This window comes from Stenotrophomonas sp. Steno-C18 (genome assembly GCF_056393195.1).
This window is the reverse complement of the sequence record NZ_JBWJOX010000011.1, coordinates 42,215-62,292: the sequence shown is the minus strand read 5'-3', so window position 1 is coordinate 62,292 and position 20,078 is coordinate 42,215. Positions and strand designations below refer to the sequence as shown.

Genomic DNA, 20,078 nt, shown 5'->3' with positions numbered 1-20,078 from the left:
TGTCACTCTCCAGTAGTGGCTTGGTCGCCCGCACGGGCCGTGCTGGCGGCCAGCGCCGCTTCCAGCGTGCGGATGCGGCCGCGAAGCGCGTCCAGATCCTCGCTGGAGGCGTCCTGCGTTGCGTCGGCGGCGTGCGCGTGATGGTGTTCGATGCCGGCGTCATGCAGCGGGGTGAGCGCTTGCCCATGGTCGGGGTGGTCGGCGACGTCGGTGCCGTAGGCGAACTTGTGGAACACCGGCTTGGTGTACGCCCACAGCCAGGCCAGCGGCCACAGCAGCCCGCCGAAGAACAGCGAGAGCAGGCACAGTACCTTGATCGCCGCAAGCTGGGGGTGGCGGCGTTGTTCGGCGATCTTCTCGGGCAGGATATGCACGAGCCAGAACACCGTGACCAGGACCACCGGGACGATCACCAGCGCGAACCAGGAAATGACGTTGGCCGCGCTGTCGAGCGCATCGCCACTGAGGAACGAGGCATGTGCCTGGGGTGGCAGCAGGGCGGCGACGGCAAGCAATGGCATGGCCATCCTCCGCAGGCCGCATGATGGCCGCCGGTGCCGGCGGGGGGAATTCTTCATTGAAAGGGCTTCCGTGGGTTAAACGTGGGAGCGGTTCTGGATTGCCGTGACAACGGCATCGATCAATGTCTCGTCGTTCACCGGTTTGACCAGGAACGCCGAGGCACCATTGGCACGGGCGCGTTGCCGGTTCCCCGCCGTGTCATCGCCGGTCAGTACGACGACCGGCAGCGCGGGCCGGCGGTTGGCCAGTGAACGCAGCACCTCGAAGCCGCTCTGTCCCGGCATGTGCAGGTCCAGGACCAGGCAGTCCGGGACGGCATCGGCCACCTGGCCGAGGAATTCACCGCCCGAGCCATACGACTGCACCCCGAACCCGGCCGAGCGCAGCAGGCGCCGGAGGGCGACCCGTATGCCATCGTCGTCGTCGACGATGGCGATCAGCAGGGGAAGGGCGCTGGAGTGCATGGGGCGGGATGGTAGGTAGCACCTCCTCGCCCGGACAATTGGCCCTTGGGCCTACGCCGGTGCCGGGACGGGAACGTGAATGCGTCCTTCCATGCGTGTTCCGGAGGCCGGCCAAGGGCAGTTCGTTCACTGCCCGATGTGTTAAAAACACCGCGGACGAAGAACGGACCGGCGCGCAATGAACTGGATGGAACTCGCCTGGCCCATGCTCGCGAGTGCGAGCCTGATCGTCGCCCTGGCACATGCGGTGATATGGATCGCGCGTCCCGGCCAGCGGGTGCACCTGGCGCTGTCGTTCGCTGCGGCGTCCGTCGCCGCCCTGGCCCTGCTCGAACTCGCCTCCTATGCCGCGCGGCTGCCGGCGGAGATCGCGACCTATCTGCGCTGGATGCACCTGCCCATCACCGTGATGGTGGTTTCCCTGCTGTACATCCTGCACCGCTGGTTCGGCCTTGGCTCGGTGCGCATCGCCTATGGCGCGGCCGCGCTGCGCCTGCTGGCGCTGGCGGTGAACTTCCTGGTCGGCGACAACCTGAACTTTTTGGCCGTGACGGACGTGGGCCGGTCGGTATGGTTCGGCGTCCCGGTGTCCCACCCGATTGGCGTGACCAACCCGGCGGTGGCGCTGGGACAACTCAGCAATGTGCTGGTGCTGGTCTACATCGGCCAGACCATCCTGCACGCGGTCCGGCAGCCCAGGCCCGACCGCCGTGCCGCGCTGATCGTCGCCGGGAGCTGGTTCGTGCTGATGGGCATCATGGTGGCGTCGGCTGTGCTGATGGTCTTCGGGCTGCCGCGTCCACCGTTGGTGGCGGCAAGCGGCTTCCTGCTGGTGGTGGTGACCACCAGCTATTGCCTGGTGAGCGAGCTGATCCGCTCGCAGCGGATGGTGATGGAACTGCAGGAGAGCGAGTTGCGGCGGCTTCGGTCCGAGCAGGAGGTGGCCACCGAGCGCGCCTGCCTGGCGCATATGTCGCGGGTGACCACGCTGGGCGAACTGTCCGGCTCGCTGGTGCATGAGCTCAACCAGCCGCTGGCCGCGATCCTGAGCAACGCGCAGGCCGCCCAACGGCTGCTGCGTCGCGATGCGGTGGACGTGCCCGAGATCCAGGAGATCGTGGCCGACATCATCGACAACGACCGCCGTGCGAGCGAGGTGATCGGCCGCATGCGCGGCTTCCTGCGCAAGGAGACCTATGCGCATGCGCCGGTGGCGGTGAACGAGATCGTCTCGGACTGCGTGCGGATGATGCGAAGCGAGCTGCATGACCAGCGCGTCACGCTGGAGCTGGACCTGGCCGAGGATGTGCCCGCGTGCATGGGCGACCGCGTACAGCTGCAGCAGGTACTGGTGAACCTGATCATGAACGGCTGTGACGCCATGCAGTCCTCCACCGCGGCGGCCGTGCTGGGCATCCGCACGCGGCCATGGCAGGGCGGGGCACGCGTGGAAGTGACCGACGCCGGTAGCGGAATCCCGGAAGGCAGGCAGGAGCAGATCTTCTCGCCGTTCGAGACGACCAAGGCCAGCGGCCTTGGGATGGGCCTGGCGGTCTGCCGTACCATCATCCGCGCGCACGGCGGCACCATCGAGGCGGAGAATGTCCCGCCAAAGGGGGCCCGCGTGTCCTTCAATCTCCCGCCACAAGGCTGAGCCATGGAATCCCTCGTGTATGTGGTGGATGACGATCCGGATGTCTGCAAGGCGCTGGCCCGCCTGCTGGGCAGCGAAGGCTTCCGCGTGGCGATCAGCCACTCCACGCAGGCGTTCCTTGCCAGCCACGACCCCGGCATTCCCGCCTGCATCGTGCTGGACCTGGCCATGCCGGGGATGACCGGCCTGGAGCTGCAGGCATGCCTGCAGGAGAACGGGGTGCAGTGCCCGGTGATCTTCCTTACCGGCCACGGCGATATCCAGAGCAGCGTGCGCGCGATGAAGGCCGGCGCGATGGATTTCCTGACCAAACCGGTGGATGCGGAGGCATTGCTGCAGGCGGTGCGCCAGGCCCTGGACATGGACGAGGCGGCGCATCGCAACGCCCGCCAGCACCAGGACGCCAGGGCCTTGTTCGAGACGCTCACGCCGCGTGAGAAGGAATTGGTGCCCTTCCTGCTGACCGGCCGGCTCAACAAGCAGATTGCCGGGGACCTGGGCATCGCCGAGAAGACCATCAAGGTGCACCGCTCGCGGGTGATGCACAAACTCGGGGTGCGCACGCCGGTGGAGCTGCTTGCGTTCCTTGAACGGAGCGGGCTGCGCAGGGACTGACACGCTGCCCGGTGATCGGGCGCAGGGTTCCCGCCAGAAAGGCCGTCTTGCGGGCGTCACCAACGCCGGCGGGGCTGGTAGATTGTCCGGCCTTGCCCGTCCCGCGGGCGCTGCATACGACCTCCAGCAGGAACGCTCATGTTGACCGGTGTGGGAATCACGATCATTGCGTGCCTTGTGGCATGCGCGGCCCTGGTGGTGTGCGAGTACCGGGGATGGCGGCCGGGCCGGGCGATCTCCAAGATCACCGCCAGCACCGCGTTCGTCGCGCTGGCCCTGCAGCTCGATGCGGTGCATTCGGCCTATGGGCGCGTGATCCTCGCCGCGCTGGTGCTCAGCTGGGTGGGCGACGTATTCCTGCTGTCACACCGGAACCGGCTTTTCCTGCTCGGCATCACCAGCTTCCTGCTGGCCCACGTGGCGTTCTCGGTGGCGTTCTCGTTGGTCGGGGTCCCGTTGCCGGCGCTGCTGGTCGGGCTGGCGGCCATGGCGGTGATCGGTGCCAGCGTGCTTGCCTGGCTATGGAAGCATCTGGATGGGTTCTATCGCGTTGCCGTCGGTGCCTACGTGCTGGCCATCGTCGCGATGTGCGCCTTTGCGATCGCCGCGAGCGCGGCGACCGGCAACTGGCTGCTCGCGGGCGGGGCCATCGCGTTCGCCGTGTCGGACATTTCCGTGGCACGCGACCGCTTCGTGGCACATCGTTTCATCAATCGTCTCTGGGGCCTGCCGCTCTATTACGTGGCCCAGGTCATCCTGGCGCTGTCGATCCAGCACGTGGCCGTCGCGGCGGCCTGAACGGCGGCCGGTCGTGGTACCCCCCTTCCCCTGAGATGCACGGGAGAACACCGATGGACGTGGAACAGGTCAAGCAGCACTGCAGTGCCTACCCGGGTGCGACCGTCAAACTGCATGGGCCGCCGGGCAACGTGCTGGCGTTCCAGGTGGGGGGCCGCCAGTTCGCCTACTTCAAGACCAGCGCGCCGGAGCGATGGCGCTTCAGCCTCCGTACCACCTCCGAACGGTTTCTGGAGCTGACCGATGTGCCCGGCATCAAGCCGGCCCGCTACATGGCCAGGTTCCACTGGGTGACCATCGTCGACGTCGCTACGGTGCCCGCCGGTTATCTGCAGGAACTGATCGGCTGGTCGTACGCCAAAGCACTGTCGGGGTTGTCCCGGCGGCAGCAGTCGGTCATCACCGGGCAGCTGCCCGCGAAAGTCCAATGACGGGAGGCGTGCGCGTGCCGGGAGCACGATCGCGCTGAAGCCGGGTTGTCGCCAAACCGTCATCAACGGCTGACAAGCTCTTGACCCAACTAAAGGGTGCCGGCCCCTGACGAAGTGTGGACGCATGCGATCTGGATGGCGTGAGCGGGAATGGATCGATACCCCCGCCGGTGGGCAGGGGCGGGGCGGTCGGCGCGCGCTTGCGCGGCCGTGACCTGATCGTCGCCGCGTTGCTGGTCATGTCGCTTGCCCATGCCATCGTCGATGAAGCCTGCGCGCAACCTGGCAATGGCAGTGTCGAGGCACGCGCCGAAGCGCATCCGGTGTTCGACCTGCCGGCGCTGCCACTGGACGAAGCCTTGAACCGCTACGCCGAGATCACCGGCTACCCGGCGATCTTCCCCAGCGATCTGCTGGTGGGGCGCAGATCCAGCGCGGTGCAGGGGGCGTTCGCGCCGGAGAGCGCGCTGCAGATGCTGCTGCAAGGCACCGGGCTCCATGCAGTCCGGCGAGGTTCGGGACGCGGCAGCACCTTCGTGTTGAAAGCGGTTGCAGGGCCGGGCAATGGCACCGGCAGTATCGGGACGCCGCTGTTTGCCGGCAATGCCTACGCCGGCGCGGCGCAGGCGAGCATCTGGCGCAGCCTGTGCGGCGATCCGTTGACCCGGCCGGGCAGTTACACGGCGCTGCTGCGGTTCCGCATCGATGGGGACGGCCGGGTGAGTGACGCGGCGTTGCTGGATGGCACCGGCAATCCGGCCCGCGATGCCGCGCTGGTGCGCCGCCTCATGGGCGTGCGGGTGCCTGGCACCGCGCCTGCGCGGCTGCAGCGCGAGGCTTTGACCATGGTGGTGCTGCCCAGTGACCCGGGTGGCCCGCAATGTGACGTTGGACAGGGGGAACGCTGATGGAAGACGTACAGGGTACCGGCAGCCTGCTGGACTACTTTGGGCAGAACTACGCCGCGCTCAAGCAGCGCCTGGTGCGCCGGCTCGGCAACCGGGAGCTGGCCGGCGACGCACTGCATGACACCTGGCTGCGCCTCAACGGTGCCGGCGATATCGATGCCGTGCGTGACCCGGCGTCCTACCTGACGCGGATGGCAGTGAACATCGCCATCGACGTGCAGCGCCGCAACAGCCGCATGTTGTCCGGGGCCGAGATCGATACCCTGCTGGACGGGGTAGCCGACCCGGCGCCGGAGCCGGCACGCGCCTTCGAGGTGCATTCGGACCTGGCCGGGCTGATGGAACTGCTGGACCGCATGCCGGCGCGGCGGCGGGCGGTGGCCCTGCTGGTGCATGCCGAAGGGCTGACCCAGAAGGCGGCGGCGCAGCGCCTGGGTGTGTCGCTGCGGACGGTGGAATATGAACTGCAGAAGGCGCACCAGCGCCTGTCGGCCTACGCCGCGGCGCACGATGGAAAGAAATAATGCGGGTTTCCGGTGGCGCCGTTCGTCTCTCGTCATGAGGGACCCGGGGCGCACGCGCAGGCATCCAGTTTGACCCTGCGTCCAGCCGAGTTTGTCCGTAGGATATGACGCGATGAAGACACCACCGCCCGAGCAGGGGGCGCCGCATTCCGGTGAGGATCTGGAGGCACAGGCATGGCAGTGGCTGCGCCTGCTGCATTCCGGCGATGCACGCGAAATCGATGGCGCGCGCTTCAAGCGCTGGGTGCAGTCCAGCGCGGCGCACCGTCGTGCCTACCTGGCGGCCAAGCAGCGGTGGGACCTGCTCCAGGCTCCGGCTCGCGAGTTGCTGCGGCAGCACCCAGACGCCGTGCCGGCTCCCCCTCGGCCGGTACCGCTGTACCACCGGCGTGCGTTCCTGGGCGCGGCGGCCAGTGTCGCGGTGGTGGCCACGGTCGCTGCGGTGCGGCCACCACTGGGCATGTGGCCGGGGATCCAGGAATGGGGCGCCGATGAGCGCACTGGCGCCGGCCAGCAGCGCACGGTCGTGGTCGGCGACGGCGTGGAGGTAACCCTCAACACCCGTACCAGCATCCGTCGACAGGCCGGCAATGGCCCCGCCGTCGAACTGATCAATGGTGAAGCCTCGGTGCATGTCGGCGCCGGGCAGGGCGTGACCGTGCTGGCCGGTAGCGGCCGCAGCCGCGCCCACAGTGGCCGCTTCGACGTGCGCAACCTCGATGGCAAGGTCTGCGTGACCTGCGTGGCCGGTGCCGTGACCGTGGAGCACCCGGGCGGGACGCGCGGGCTCATGGCCGGCCAGCAGGTGCAGTACGAGGCCGATGCCATCGGCAATACCGCCGCGGTCAGCCTGGAAGCCGCCACGGCGTGGCGCAGCGGCAAGCTGGTGTTCGACCACGCGCGCCTGTCCGAGGTGATCGACGAGATCAACCGCTACCGCAACGGCCGCGTGCTGCTGATGAACGAGGCGGCCGGCGAGCGGCCGGTAAGTGGCCGCTTCGAGATCGCTTCGCTGGACCTGGCACTGCTGCAGTTGCAGGAATCGTTCGAGCTCAAGGCCCGGTCCCTGCCGGCGGGGCTGTTGATCCTGTCCTGAGCACGGGCGCCCCCGCATCGTCGGCCGATGCGGTTTCATGAAACCGAAACGCCCATGACGTGACATGGACGCCGCCGGCGCGGGCGGTGTCCTGGGGTGGAGAAATCTTGCGGTATCCGGGCAGCGCCGTTCGTCAGCCGTACAGAGGGGGCTTCCCGCCGCAGCGTGAGCGTGCCGGCGCAGGGCCTCCCCCCACGGCTCACTCATTCGGCAGACCACACCCATGATCATCCGCGCGCGCAACGACAAGCCTACGGCGAGCAGTTCCACCTCCACCGGCAGGTTCCGGATCGCACCGATCGCCCACGCCATCGCGCTGACCCTGGCTGCGGGCGGATTGATCGGCAGCGCCAGCGCCCAGCAGGCATTCAGCCCGCAATGGTTCAACCAGAAGGGCGCCACCCAGGGCACCGCCGCCAGTACCGGGCTGTTGCCGGATGGGCGACCGGCCAACCTGCTGACCGGCCCGCAGCCGCAATCGCAGGCGGCACGCGAGCGCTTGCAGACGTCGATCGACAACCTCAACACCGCCGCGCAGGCCATTGCCCTGCAGCAGGCACTGCAGCGCGAAGCGCGCAACGCCGCCCTGGTGCGTGCATCCAGCATTCCCGATGGACTGGGCCAGGGCGGGCTGCAGATCGACGATGACGCTCTGACCCGTGGCTGGCACAACGCCAACGGGCCGGTGCAGTCGGAGAAGGATGGCCGCGTGGTCGTGGATATCAAGCAGACCGCCGACAAGGCCATCCTGAACTGGGAGACGTTCAATGTCGGCCGCAATACCACGCTGAACTTCGACCAGCAGACCAACTGGGCGGTGCTGAACCGGGTCAACGACCCGACCGCGCGCCCGAGCGAGATCCAGGGCCAGATCAATGCCCCCGGCACGGTGCTCATCCTCAACCGCAACGGCATCCTGTTCGGTGGCAGCTCACAGGTGAACGTACGCAACCTGGTCGCGGCCGCCGCGACCATGAGCGATGGCCAGTTCAACGACAATGGCCTGTACTCGGCGCTGACCGGCAGCACCTACGCACCCAGCTTCAGCGGGGCGCAGGGCGGGGTGGACGTGCAGGCCGGCGCCCTGATCCAGACCCACGCGCCGCAATCGGTGACCCAGGGCGGCGGTTACGTGCTGCTGCTCGGCCAGGAAGTGAACAACACCGGCCAGATCACCACCCGCAAGGGCCAGACAACGTTGGCCGCGGGCGACGACTTCATCATCCGCAAGGGCGTGGCCACCGATGGCAATACCGCCTCGACGACGCGCGGCAATGAAGTGGCGGTCGTGCGTCGCCCCGGCAGCAGCACCAGCGGGCAGGCAAGCAACAGCGGCCTGATCGTGGCGCGCGAGGGCGACGTCACGTTGGCCGGGCACACGGTCCAGCAGCAGGGCGTGGCCATCGCCACCACCACGGTCAACAACCGCGGCACCGTGCACCTGCTCAACGCACGCAGTGATGCAGGCGGCAGCGTCACCCTGGGCGAGGGCAGCACCACCGCCATCCTGATCGAGGACGACGGCGAACTGGCCCGGACGTTGGGCGTGAGCGACAAGGATGCAGCGGCATCGGCACTGGACAGCCAGCGCGATGCGCTGATCGCCGCATCGACCAGGCAGGACGCGCTGCGCCTGACCAGCAGTGCCGGCGCCTTCGACAATCTCTCGCGGTTGTCGGACCGGGGCGACCAGTCGCGGGTGGAAATCGTCTCCGGCGGCAACGTGCATTTCGAAGGCGACAGCCTGACCCTGGCCACCGGCGGCCAGGTCGCGGTGGAAGCCAACGCCCGCACCTTCGTGGCCGAAGGCGCCCGCCTGGACGTCTCCGGTGCGGTGGGCGTGAACGTGGCGATGGAGTCCAACACGGTCATCGTCAACGTGCAGGGCAACGAGTTGCGCGACTCGCCGGCCAACCGCGACAGCGGCAAGCTGGCCAACAGCAACATCGCCGTGGACCGCCGCGACCTGATCCTGGTGCCGGCCGGCACCGGCGGCTACGACGCCGATCGCTGGTATCTGCCCGGCGGCCTGCTGGAAGTGGGCGGTTACGTTTCCAACCAGAGCCATGGCATCGGCGAATGGGCGGCGCAGGGCGGCACCATCACGCTGGGCGGCAACGAGGTCATCACCCAGCGCGGCTCGCAGGTCAACCTTGCCGGCGGCACCTTGGACGTGGCCACCGGCCAGGTCGCGCAGACCTGGCTGCGCGGTGCCGACGGCAAGATCTACAACGCAAAGGATGCGCCGGCCTGGATGGCTTTCAATGGCCTGTACACCGGCTATCACCTGGACCACAGTCGCTGGGGCGTCACCGAGAACTTCTACAACCCGCTCGTCGCGCCGCAGTCGCGGCTGGAGAGCGGCTACACCGTGGGCCGGGACGCGGGCACGTTGATCGTCAGTGCGCCGACCGCGGTACTGGAAGGCGACATCAACACCAGCGTGTTCAACGGCAGCGGGCAGAACCGCGGCCGGGATGCGGTGGGCGATGGCTACAAGCAGGCGCAGACCGCGGTGGCCCGTGCCGGTGGCCTGGTGGTGGGCCGTGCGGCCACCGTCGGCTTCGATCTGCCGTTTGCCAGCCGGACCGAGATCGGGGGCTTCACCCCGATCAGTGGCGGGATGACCGCGCCCAGCCAGGCGCTGGCGGCCGGACGCGCCGGCACCGTGTTGCTGGACGCGGACTGGCTCAACGCCCAGCAGCTTGGACGGTTGGACTTGTCCACGCGCGACACGTTGGCGATCACGCGCGATGTGACCCTGGCCGACGGCGGTGCGGTATCGCTGGCCGCGGCGGATATCCGCGTGGATGCAACGCTCACCGCGCATGGCGGCACGTTCACCGCGGGCAACCTGGTCAATGCCACGCCGGGCGCACCGACGCCGGTGTTGCAGGCGCTGCTGCGCAATGGCAGTGCACGGTTCGATCTCACGGAAAACGGTGTCCTGGATCTCAGCGGTCGCTGGTACAACGGTGAGGAAGCCCTGTCCACGTTGGCCTACCTGGATGGCGGCAAGGTTGGCATCGAGTTCAGTGGCGACGTGGGCATCGTCGGGGGCAGCCGGATCGATGTGTCCTCCGGTGGCGCGGTACTCCCGAAGCTGGACACCCGTGGCGGCAAGGGCGGTGATGTCAGCCTGGTCGCCGGTTCGGAGAAGACCAGCGCCCGCCCGGGGCGGTTGCGCCTGGACGGCGATGTCCGCGCCTATGGCGTCCAGGGTGGCGGCACGCTGTCGCTGGTTACCGCAGGCAAGGTGATGATCGGCGATGCCACGGCCGGGGCCTCCGATGCGTTGACGTTGGCGACCTCGCGTTTCCAGAGCGGCTTCTCTGCGTATGACATCAATGGCCAGGACGGCGTCACCGTGGCTGACGGCACCACGCTCGATGTGCTGCAGCCCGTTTACCGCTTCAACGAAGCCAGCCTGACCACGCCAACCGGCGCGCCGGCGTCGTTGGCGCTGGAGCTGTGGACGCCGCCGTTGCATCAAGCGCTGCCGCAGAGCCGCCGTTTGGTGCAGCGCGGGGGCGCCGACCTGACCTTGCGCTCACAGCGGTTGGCGCAGGGCGGCCCCGTGGAGATCGGAAAGAAAGCGACCGTGTCGGTCGATCCGGGGGCGACCATCCGCCTGGCCAGCCCGATGCAGATGACCGTGGAGGGACGGCTCAATGCATGGGGAGGTGCGATCGTGCTTGACGAAGTCCGCGCCAACACGGCGCTGTATGCGCCGCAGGCACACAACCGCTCGATCTGGATCGGCGACAACGCGGTGCTGGACGTGGCCGGGCGTGCCTACAGCGCGCTGGATGCACAGGGACAACGCTACGGGCTTGCCCAGGCCGGCGGCGCCATCCAACTGGGCGGAGCGTTGGATTGGGAGAACGGCATGCCGGTACAACGGCGTCCCGCCGACATGCACCTGGTGGTCCGTGCCGGTGCCGTGCTCGATGCCTCCGGCAGCAGCGTCGTGCTGGACCAGCCGGCGCCGGAGAACGGTCGCCCCACCAACGCGCTGACCGTGGCCAGCAATGGCGGCAGCATCGTGCTGGGTTCGGCCAACAGCATGTTCCTGGACGGCACGCTGAAGGCGCAGGCCGGCGGCAAGGGCGCCGCGGGCGGCACGCTGGCGCTGACCTACAACGGCGGCATCTACAACCGCAGCCAGGCCAGTGCCGAAGTGCTGACGCCGCGCATGCTGGTGCTCACCCAGGACAAGGACGGCGACAGCCTGGCCGACGGCACCCGCCCGGGCGATGCACTGGCCTACGGCAAGGCCACGCTGGCGGTGGAGCAGATCCAGGCCGGTGGCTTCGACAATCTGTCGATCTACGCGGCGATGCGTACTCCCGGCGACCTGAGTCTCAGGATGGGGCAGAGCCTGCGGTTGTGGGGCCCGCTCGGCGTGCTCCCCGACGCCGAGCCCGGCCGCACGGTGCAGCTGTCGGCCCCCGACCTCACCCTCGGCATGACCCAGTACGCCGCCAACGGCAGCACCGAAGTCGCCTATGCCGGCGCCCTGCCGGCATTGAACGGACGCAGCGACCGCCTGCGCGTGGACGGCGCGCACATCGACGTGTTCGGCCGCAACGAGTTCCTTGGCTTCAACGATGTGGCGATCAGCAGCCGTGGCGACCTGCGCCTGCTGTCCACGCCGAACACGGTGCTTTCCGGACGCACCACGCTGTTCGCACCGGGCCGGATGACCATCACCGCCGCGCAGATCTACGCTGCCAGCGGTGCTGATGGCTACCTGGGCGTGGGCGACACCAATGATGGCGTGCAGGTGGCCTCCACCCCGGACAACACGTTGACCCTGCGCTCATGGGGCGGGCCCACGCCCGCGGTGCCGTATTCGTTGGGCGGCCGGCTGCATGTGAACGCGGGCGTGATCGAGCAGGGCGGGGTACTGCGCGCACCACTGGGTATGATCGAGATCGGTGACGCTTATCGGAACCCGGAGGTGCATTTCCTGGCCGGCAGCCTGACCTCGGTCAGTGGTGCAGGCCTGGTGATGCCGTATGGCGGCACCGTGGACGGCATCAAGTACGTGTTGAACGGCGAGGAGATGAAGCCGCCGAGCATCGGCGGTGGGAGCGCTGGCGACGAGCGCGAACTGCGGATTGCCGGTGAGCGCATCGTGGTGGACGCCGGCGCCGTATTGGACATGTCCGGCGGCGGCGACCTGAAGGGTGCCGGCTTCGTCAGCGGGCGCGGCGGTTCGGTGGACATCCTCAACGCCGCGCTGGCCGATGCCAATCCGGCCTTCACCTTCAGCCAGTCCGGCAACCCGGTCTACGCGCTGGTGCCCGGTTACACGGGAAGCCATGCGCCGACCGGCGGCAGCCAGGGGCAGGGCGCACCGGCGGTGGGGCGGCAGGTCACCCTTGGCGACGGTGTTCCCGGTTTGCCGGCGGGCACCTACACGCTGATGCCAGCGTCCTATGCGTTGCTGCCCGGAGCCTTCCGCGTGGAGATCGGCGCGACGTCGCCGGCAATGCCCCCGGGCGTCAGCGCCACCGGCAACGGTTCCTACGTGGCAGCCGGCTACCTGGGGACGGCCAACACCGACATCCGCGCCGCGCTGGCCAACCAAATCATCCTCACCCCGGCCGATGTGGTGCGCCGGCACAGTGGTTACAACGAAACCAGCTACAACGAATTCATCATCGCCGACGCCGCGCGCCGCAATGCGCCACGCGGGATGCTGACCGATGACGCGCGTCGACTGGCGCTCACGTTCAGCAGTGGCGCCGGCTTGGGCAGCCAACCGGCGCTGACCTTCGACGGCACCGCGTTGTTCGGCCCGACCAAGGACAGCAAGGGCTTTGGCGGCATCCTCAGCGTCAGCACGCAGGGCGCCGGCGCCTCGAACCTGCAGATCCTGGCCGATGGCCAGGCACCGCTGGCCAACCTCAGCGGCGCGGCGATCCAGGCCAGCCAGCTCAACGCCTTCAATGCCAACCGCCTGGTCATCGGCGGCAACATGGCGAGCGCCTCCGCCGGGCAGGCGGAAGTGGGGATCACCGGCAGCGCGCAGGGCGTCATCGTGCGCGACGGGGCAAGCCTGTGGGCCCCGGAAGTGGTGCTCACCGCCGCCAGTGGTGGCATCGGCGTGCTGGTGGAGCAGGGCGCGACCATCGACACGGTCGGCATGGGCAAGCCGGGGTTCTCCTCCGACGACGGGTACTACTTCCGCACCTCGAACAGCGCGCTGGTGGTGTCCAACGGATGGATCAACCTGCTGCCGTCCAACGGTGAGACGAAGCCGACCATCGACATCGGCGGCTGCACGACCGGCAACACCTGCAGCGGTGATACGCGCATCCTCACCGAAGGCACCTTCGGCGTGGCCACCAACGGTGCGTTCACGCTGCGTGATTCGGTCCGCTACGGCGCGCGCGACCTGGTGCTGGCGGTTTCCGCAGTGAACCTTGGTAGTGCTCAAGCGCTGGCGCAGGCCGGCGCCGCGGGACAGCTGCCGCCGGGCATGGCCCTGAACCAGGACCTGCTATCGAGCCTGCTCGACGGCAACACCGCGCAAGGCACGCCGGTGCTGCAATCGCTGGTGTTGAACGTGCGCGACAGCTTCAACGTCTACGGTTCGGTCACCCTAGACACGCTGGACATCAACGGCAAGTCGCGGCTGGACCGCCTGGTGTTCGGTGCACCGGCCATCTACGGCTACGGCACCGCTGGCGATACCACCACGATCCGGACCGGCGAGTTCATCTGGGCCGGCACCGGCCCGAGCAACCCGAACACCATGTCGCGACCCGGCGAGGCCGTCGCCGTGCCACCGGGCGCGGCGATCCTGGACCGCTTGGGCGGCGGCACGCTGGACATCGTCGCCGACACCATCCGCTTCGGTTATGCGCCGAACGCGCAGCCGGTCCGGTTGGTACCCTCCGACCGCATCGCATTGGGTTTCGATACGGTCAACCTGACCGCGGGCAAGCTGATCTCCACCGACGCCGACAACGGCTCGCTGCATGTCTACCGTGAGCAGAACGGCTACGTCGCGGACGAGGGCTGGCGTTACTCCGGCGGCGCGCTGAACATCACCACGCCATTGTTGAGCGGTGGCTCGGCGGGCAAGCTGGCCGTGCACGCCGGTGGTGACATCACCATCAGCGGTGGCACGGGCGGCGCGGCAGCCGCCAGCGACAAGCTGGGGGCGGAACTGCGCTTCAGCGGCCGCAACATCCACCTCGACACCGCCGTGGTACTGCCCAGCGGCAAGCTGGTGCTCGACGCCGCGCAGGACGTGACGCTCGGCGATGACGCCAGGATCGACCTGGCCGGGCGCGAGATCACCCTGTTCGACGTCAAGCGCTACAGCTGGGGCGGCGACCTGCAGATCAACAGCCGCGAGGGCAACGTGCATGCCGCCGCCGGCTCGCTCATCGACGTCTCGGCCGCCTACAACCGCGGTGGCAGCATCGACGTGACTGCCTTGGGTGCAAATGCCGGTCGCGTCGACCTGCTCGGCACCCTGCGCGGCACCGCCAGTGGCCTGTACGACGCGGGCGGCACGCTGGTGCCCTACGATGCGGGGCGGTTCGGCGTGCGTGCGCAGGTACTTGAAGACTTCGCGGGCCTCAACCAACGGCTCAACGAGGGTGGCGTGTTCGGTGCCCGCCACGTCCAGATCAAGCAGGGCGACCTGGTCATCGGCGACGAAGTGAAGGCACGCGACGTGCAGATCGCGCTGGACGGTGGTGCGCTGACCGTGAACGGCCGGATCGACGCCAGTGGTGTACAGGTGGGCAGCATCCGACTGGCCGCCAAGGGTGACCTCACCGTCCATGGCACGCTGGACGCGCATGCCACCGGCATCCGGCGTGACAGTTACGGCAAGCCCATCGACGCCCCGAACCGGGCCAGCGTATCGCTGGCGACCGGCGAAGGCGCGCTGGTGCTGGGCAGCGGTGCGGTGGTGGACCTGCGTGCCGGCACCGAGTCGGTGTTCGCCGACCACGTGGCGCGTGGCACGTTGGAGCTCGTGGCCCCTCGCGTGGGCAACGACGATGTGGCCGTGGATGTGCGCGGCAGCGTCGACGTGCGTGGTGCGAAGACCCTCGCGGTCTACGGCATGCGCCGCTATGACGATGCCCCGCTGGCGGCGCTGCCGGATGTGTCCGGCTCGCGCCCGCAGTTGGTCACCCAGGCCTGGCTGGACGGCGTCGACGCCGACAGCCGCACCTTCATGGACGCGGCGCTGGGCAATGCCGCGCTCGCGTCGCGGCTTTCGGGCCTGGGGGCGTATCGCCTGCGTCCCGGCGTGGAAGTCATCAGCAACGCGCTCACCAACCCGGACGGCAACCTGACCGTGGCCGGTGACATCGACCTGTCCGGCTATCGCTATGGCCCGGATGCGAACCGCCTGGATCCGGCCCGCCGGGGTTTCGGCGAGCCCGGCATGTTGGTGCTGCGTGCGGCCGGCGACGTGAACATCCATGGCAGCATCAACGACGGCTTCGCCCCGCCGGCCGACACCCCGGACGACAAGGGCTGGTTGCTGACCGAGGGCCGCGAGAGCTACTACTTCAATGGCTACACCCCGTTCGGTGGCGACATCGTGGTGCCGATCGATGGCGTCGTACTGGATACCGGCACGGTGTTCCCGGCCGGCGCGGTGTTGAACTACGAGATCACCGTGAAACCGGTGACCCTGCCGGCCGGTGCGACCGTGCCGGTCGAGGTGTCGCTGACCGGGCCGATGACGCTGCCGGCCGGGCAGGTGCTGTCCGCCGACGTGCGCAGCGCCGACGGCACCCTGTACCGCGCCGGCACGGTATTGGCCGACGCGCTGGTGCTGGGGCAGGGCGCGCGCCTGGCGGCCGGCTTCCTGCTGCGTGATGCGGTGGGGGTGGGGTCGTTCACCCTGCCCAAGGGCGCGAAGTTGCCGGTTGCGCTGACCACCAGCCAACACACCACGCTGGCGCGCGGCGCGTTCATTCCCTCGATGACCAAGGTCGAGCTGGTGGGCGACCAGCCGGTCAACCTGCGCCCGGCTGACAGCGAAGGGCGCCAGGGCCGCAACTGGGCACTGGCACCGATGCTGCCCGAGGGCACCACCAGCTGGGACCTGACGCTGGTGGCCGGCGCCGACCTGGGCTCGGCCGACGTGCGCATGCGCAATGCGCTGGGTAGCGGTGACATCGTGCTGGCCGATACCCACTACGGTTCCATCGGCAAGGTGAGCATTCGCTTCGAGGGAGGCAATAGCGGTGGCGGTGGCATCGTCCTGACGGCCGACGGTGCCATGGCAGCCCTGGGCGATGCGGCCTATGCCGACCTCAACGCCGAGCAACTGGATGCACGCCTGAAGGCGGACATGGGCATCTCCTTCGAGGACTTCTGGGGCATGTCGCTGGCCGACTACTGCGCCATGGCCCCCGACGGCTGCGTGACCAAGGCACCTGGTGACGGAAGGAGCTGGTCCTTCAACGAGGAAGGCGCGCTGGCCTACTTCGGCGAGGCGTCGCTGGCGGGCAAGACGCAGCAGGAGATCGACACCTGGATGCAGGAGAACTGGGGCATGTCCTGGGACTATGTATTCAATGGCGCGTCGATGGCCAACGTCTGCAAGAGCAGCGGCAACGAGCCGTACTGCACCGGCACGTTCGAAAACCCCACGCTCAACATGGACGGCGCGATGGGCTGGATCGGCGAGGCGCGCTTCGTCGGTTTGACCGCGGCGGCACTGGACGCCGCATTGATGGAGGCCTATTCGGCCACCTTCGCCGACATGACCGGGATGACGCTGCCCGATTTCTGCGCAGCCAACCCCAGCCAATGCCAACCGGCCGGGTTCGAACCACCGAAGGAAATCCGCGAGTACTCCTACGCGTTCGGTACGCCGGCCTACAGCGTGCTGCGCACCGGGACCGGTGACCTCAACCTCGTCGCCGGGCGCGACGTCGCCATGCGCTCGCTCTATGGCGTCTACACCGCCGGCACCCAGCGCAGCATCGAGGGCATCGACAACAGCCGCTTCAACCAGCCGCGCGGTGGTGAGAACGGCAAGGTGCTGGGCGACATCCAGGCCGGTGGCGCCTACGACGCAGCGCTGTCCGCTTGGCAGGCCTGGTACCCCGACCACGGCGGCAACCTGCTGGTGTCGGCAGGCCGCAACATCCTGGGCGACAGCATGGGCCCGGTGGCAGGCTCGGCCAAACCCGAGGACCGCTACACCGCGCTGGTGTCCAGCAGTGGCGTCGGCAACTGGCTGTGGCGGCAGGGCACCGGCAGCGCGACCGGCGTGGACCCGCTCGACACCAGCTGGTGGATCAACTTCGGCGCCTACGTGGTGGCCTCGACCACGGACAAGTCGGCACGCATGGTCGGGTTCACCGGGTTTGGCGCGCTGGGGGGCGGCAATGTGGCGATCCAGGCCGGCGGCGACGCGGGCATCGTCGATGGCCGGGGCGAGGGCATGCGCCGCACCACGCAGCGCGCCGAACGTTCGCAGGGGCTGGTGGTGGCGGTGGGCTCCACGGGTCGCGTGGTCGGCAACGAGTTGGTACTGACCGGTGGTGGCGACGTGGACATCCGCCTGGGCGGACGCCTCAATCCCAATGCGCTGGCCAGCCAGCAAGCCAGCGCCAGCGATATCGGTGGCGCCACCCAGGACAACCTGGACCTCAACGGCGTGTTGACCAACCTGCGCGGCACGCTGACGTTCAGCGCGGCCGGCATGGGTGGCATGACCCCCACCTTCGGTGACGGCGGCGGGCTGCGCCCGGGCAATCCGTTCGCGATGGGCAACGCCTACACCATCGCCGGGCCGGTACTGATGCTGGGCGACGCGACCGCATGGCTGGATACACGCGGTGACCTGGTGCTGTCCGGCGCAGGCAATCCGGGCCTGGTTGACCAGTTCGGCACGATTGCCCACGCGTTCGGCTCGGATGCATTGGAAGGCAAGGGACAGAGCAGCTTCTCGTTGTGGACCGATGGCACCGCGATCAACCTGTTCTCGGCCGGCGGCGACCTGGCCCCGGCGTCGTTCGGTGCCGGCAACGTCTTGGGCAGCAACCTGTTGGCGTCGCAGATCCACACGTCCGTGGGCCCGCGCTATTTCCACACCTACCCGTCGATCCTGCGTGCGGTGGCGCCGGGAGGTGACATCCGCATCAGTGAGTCGCCGATCGTCTACGGCCAGCGCTACGACGCCACGCTGCTGTTGGCGCCGTCGCCTTACGGCGCGTTGGAGCTGCTTGCCGGCGGGTCGATCCATTCTTCCACGATCAGCTATGGCTTCAGCATGTCCGGCGCGTCGCAGGAGGTGCTGTCCACGCCGTTCCGTCCAGCCTTCGTGTTCAATAACTGGCGCGGCGAGCTTCAGTTCTCCAACCGGGCCAACGACGGGCTGGACAACCTGTTCGCCTTCGGGCCGAACACCGTTACCCGTGCATTGCACCGTGACGATGCCGAGCCGATGCGCTTCTACGCGGTGAACGGTGATATCACCCGCCTGCAGGTGGGGAGCATGCTGACCGGCTTCACCGGACCCGGGCTGGACGGCAGGCCGCGCAGGATCGATGCGGTCTGGTACGACATGGCCAAGGCCGTGCAGCTGCGCGCCGGCACCGACGTGCTGGGCGTCGACGTGACGGCGATGAACAACCACGTGACCGATGTGTCGCTGCTGCAGGCCGGTCGTGACATCGTGCAGAGCAATGTCACCCTCGCCGGGCCGGGCAACCTGGACCTGATCGCCGGTGGACAGATCCGCCAGGACGACATGGCCAGCCTCCGCTCGATCGGCCCGGTGGTTCCCGGCGACACGCGTGCCGGTGCCAGCGTGGCGCTGATGGCCAGCATGACCGACGTGGACTGGGACGTGGTGCGCACGCGCTACCTCGACCCGCGGAACCTGGCCGACCCGGCCCGCCCGCTGGCCGATCCGCAGAACCAGGGCAAGGTAGTCAAGGTCTACGACAAGGAACTGGGCGACTGGCTGGGCGAGCGCTTCGGCTTCAGTGGTACCGGCGAACAGGCACTGGCCTACTTCGACGCACTGGCGCCGGAGCAACAGCGGATCTTCCTGCGCTCGGTCTACTACGCCGAGCTGCGCGAAGGTGGCCGCGAGTACAACGATGCCGATGGCCCCCGCTTCGGCTCCTACCTGCGGGGGCGGCAGATGATCGCCGCGTTGTTCCCGGACCAGGACGCGGACGGCGACACCATCACCCGCACCGGCGACATCGTGATGTTCGGCGGCGCCGGCGTGCGCACCGATTTCGGCGGCGATATCCAGATGCTGGCACCGGGTGGCCAGATCGTGGTGGGCGTGCAGGGTGAAGTGCCGCCGGCCTCTGCGGGCGTGATGACGCAGGGCGCCGGCGATATCGCCCTGTTCTCCGAGCAGTCGCTGTCGCTGGGCCTGTCGCGCATCATGACCACCTTCGGCGGCTCGATCCTGGGTTGGTCGGAGCAGGGCGACATCAACGCCGGTCGCGGTGCCAAGACCACCGTGCTGTTCACCCCGCCGCGCCGCACCTATGACCAGTGGGGCAATGCCATGCTGGCCCCGCAGGTGCCGTCCTCCGGTGCCGGCATCGCCACCCTCAACCCGATCCCGGAAGTGCCACCGGGCGACGTGGACCTGATCGCGCCGTTGGGCACCATCGACGCGGGCGAGGCCGGTATCCGTGTCTCGGGCAACGTCAACCTGGCCGCACTGCAGGTGCTCAACGCCGACAACATCCAGGTGCAGGGCGAGTCGGTGGGCCTGCCGGCGGTCGCCTCGGTCAACATCAGTGCGTTGACCTCGGCCAGTGCCGCGGCCAACAGCGCGGTGCAGGCGGCGCAGGACATGGTCAAGCGCCAGACGCAGCAGGTGCGCCCGTCGGTCATCAGCGTGGAAGTGCTTGGCTTCGGCTCGCCGTCGGCCAGCACCGGCACGCGCGGCGGCACGTCCGGTGGCCAGTTCGTGCGCATGCCCTACGACCCGGCCAATCCGGTGCAGTTCGTTGGCGTGGGCGGCGAGCTCGACCCCACCGTGGTTTCGCGGTTGACCCCCGAGCAACGCCAGTTGCTGAGGCAGGAGTAAGGC

General features: G+C 68.5%; 10 protein-coding genes. 8 read left to right on the top strand and 2 right to left on the bottom strand.

The features are described 5' to 3' along the window. Window positions 1-2 precede the first annotated feature (2 nt). Both AC06FE_RS17990 and AC06FE_RS17985 read right to left on the bottom strand, forming a co-directional pair. A complete protein-coding gene (locus tag AC06FE_RS17990; protein WP_478073826.1) occupies window positions 3-521 on the bottom strand; it encodes a DUF3302 domain-containing protein in 519 nt (172 codons plus the stop codon). Between the two features lie 75 nt (window positions 522-596). Next, a complete protein-coding gene (locus tag AC06FE_RS17985) occupies window positions 597-986 on the bottom strand; it encodes a response regulator transcription factor (RefSeq protein WP_478073825.1) in 390 nt (129 codons plus the stop codon). Between the two features lie 205 nt (window positions 987-1,191). On the opposite strand from AC06FE_RS17985, the gene AC06FE_RS17980 reads away from it, so the two are divergent. The 8 genes from AC06FE_RS17980 (at window position 1,192) to AC06FE_RS17945 (ending at window position 20,075) form a co-directional block, all read left to right on the top strand. Beyond that, window positions 1,192-2,640 carry a sensor histidine kinase gene (locus tag AC06FE_RS17980; protein WP_478073824.1) on the top strand — a complete coding sequence of 483 codons (1,449 nt, stop codon included), beginning with the start codon at window positions 1,192-1,194 and terminating at the stop codon, window positions 2,638-2,640. Window positions 2,641-2,643: 3 nt separating this feature from the next. Then, window positions 2,644-3,255, top strand: coding sequence for a response regulator transcription factor (locus AC06FE_RS17975; RefSeq protein ID WP_478073823.1), 612 nt, complete (start codon window positions 2,644-2,646; stop codon window positions 3,253-3,255). 138 nt (window positions 3,256-3,393) lie between these two features. Continuing rightward, window positions 3,394-4,053, top strand: a complete 660-nt coding sequence (locus AC06FE_RS17970) for a lysoplasmalogenase (protein WP_478073822.1) — start codon at window positions 3,394-3,396, stop codon at window positions 4,051-4,053. 53 nt (window positions 4,054-4,106) lie between these two features. Beyond that, the gene (locus AC06FE_RS17965; protein WP_313256038.1) at window positions 4,107-4,484 is read left to right on the top strand and encodes an MmcQ/YjbR family DNA-binding protein; all 378 of its coding nucleotides are present in this window, start codon (window positions 4,107-4,109) and stop codon (window positions 4,482-4,484) included. Window positions 4,485-4,684: 200 nt separating this feature from the next. After that, window positions 4,685-5,392 carry a secretin and TonB N-terminal domain-containing protein gene (locus AC06FE_RS17960; protein WP_478073821.1) on the top strand — a complete coding sequence of 236 codons (708 nt, stop codon included), beginning with the start codon at window positions 4,685-4,687 and terminating at the stop codon, window positions 5,390-5,392. Then, complete coding sequence (locus tag AC06FE_RS17955; RefSeq protein ID WP_446541750.1) at window positions 5,392-5,916, top strand: RNA polymerase sigma factor; 525 nt, start codon at window positions 5,392-5,394, stop codon at window positions 5,914-5,916. Before AC06FE_RS17960 ends, AC06FE_RS17955 begins: the two co-directional genes overlap by 1 nt. A 112-nt stretch (window positions 5,917-6,028) precedes the next feature. Next, the gene (locus AC06FE_RS17950; protein WP_478073820.1) at window positions 6,029-7,012 is read left to right on the top strand and encodes a FecR family protein; all 984 of its coding nucleotides are present in this window, start codon (window positions 6,029-6,031) and stop codon (window positions 7,010-7,012) included. 223 nt (window positions 7,013-7,235) lie between these two features. Beyond that, complete coding sequence (locus tag AC06FE_RS17945; RefSeq protein ID WP_478073819.1) at window positions 7,236-20,075, top strand: filamentous haemagglutinin family protein; 12,840 nt, start codon at window positions 7,236-7,238, stop codon at window positions 20,073-20,075. Window positions 20,076-20,078 lie beyond the last annotated feature (3 nt).

Coding starts and splice junctions, on each gene's coding strand:
- AC06FE_RS17990 (WP_478073826.1), bottom strand. CDS start 521: ATGCCATTGCTTGCCGTCGCCGCCCTGCTGCCACCCCAGGCACATGCC.
- AC06FE_RS17985 (WP_478073825.1), bottom strand. CDS start 986: ATGCACTCCAGCGCCCTTCCCCTGCTGATCGCCATCGTCGACGACGAC.
- AC06FE_RS17980 (WP_478073824.1), top strand. CDS start 1,192: ATGCTCGCGAGTGCGAGCCTGATCGTCGCCCTGGCACATGCGGTGATA.
- AC06FE_RS17975 (WP_478073823.1), top strand. CDS start 2,644: ATGGAATCCCTCGTGTATGTGGTGGATGACGATCCGGATGTCTGCAAG.
- AC06FE_RS17970 (WP_478073822.1), top strand. CDS start 3,394: ATGTTGACCGGTGTGGGAATCACGATCATTGCGTGCCTTGTGGCATGC.
- AC06FE_RS17965 (WP_313256038.1), top strand. CDS start 4,107: ATGGACGTGGAACAGGTCAAGCAGCACTGCAGTGCCTACCCGGGTGCG.
- AC06FE_RS17955 (WP_446541750.1), top strand. CDS start 5,392: ATGGAAGACGTACAGGGTACCGGCAGCCTGCTGGACTACTTTGGGCAG.
- AC06FE_RS17950 (WP_478073820.1), top strand. CDS start 6,029: ATGAAGACACCACCGCCCGAGCAGGGGGCGCCGCATTCCGGTGAGGAT.
- AC06FE_RS17945 (WP_478073819.1), top strand. CDS start 7,236: ATGATCATCCGCGCGCGCAACGACAAGCCTACGGCGAGCAGTTCCACC.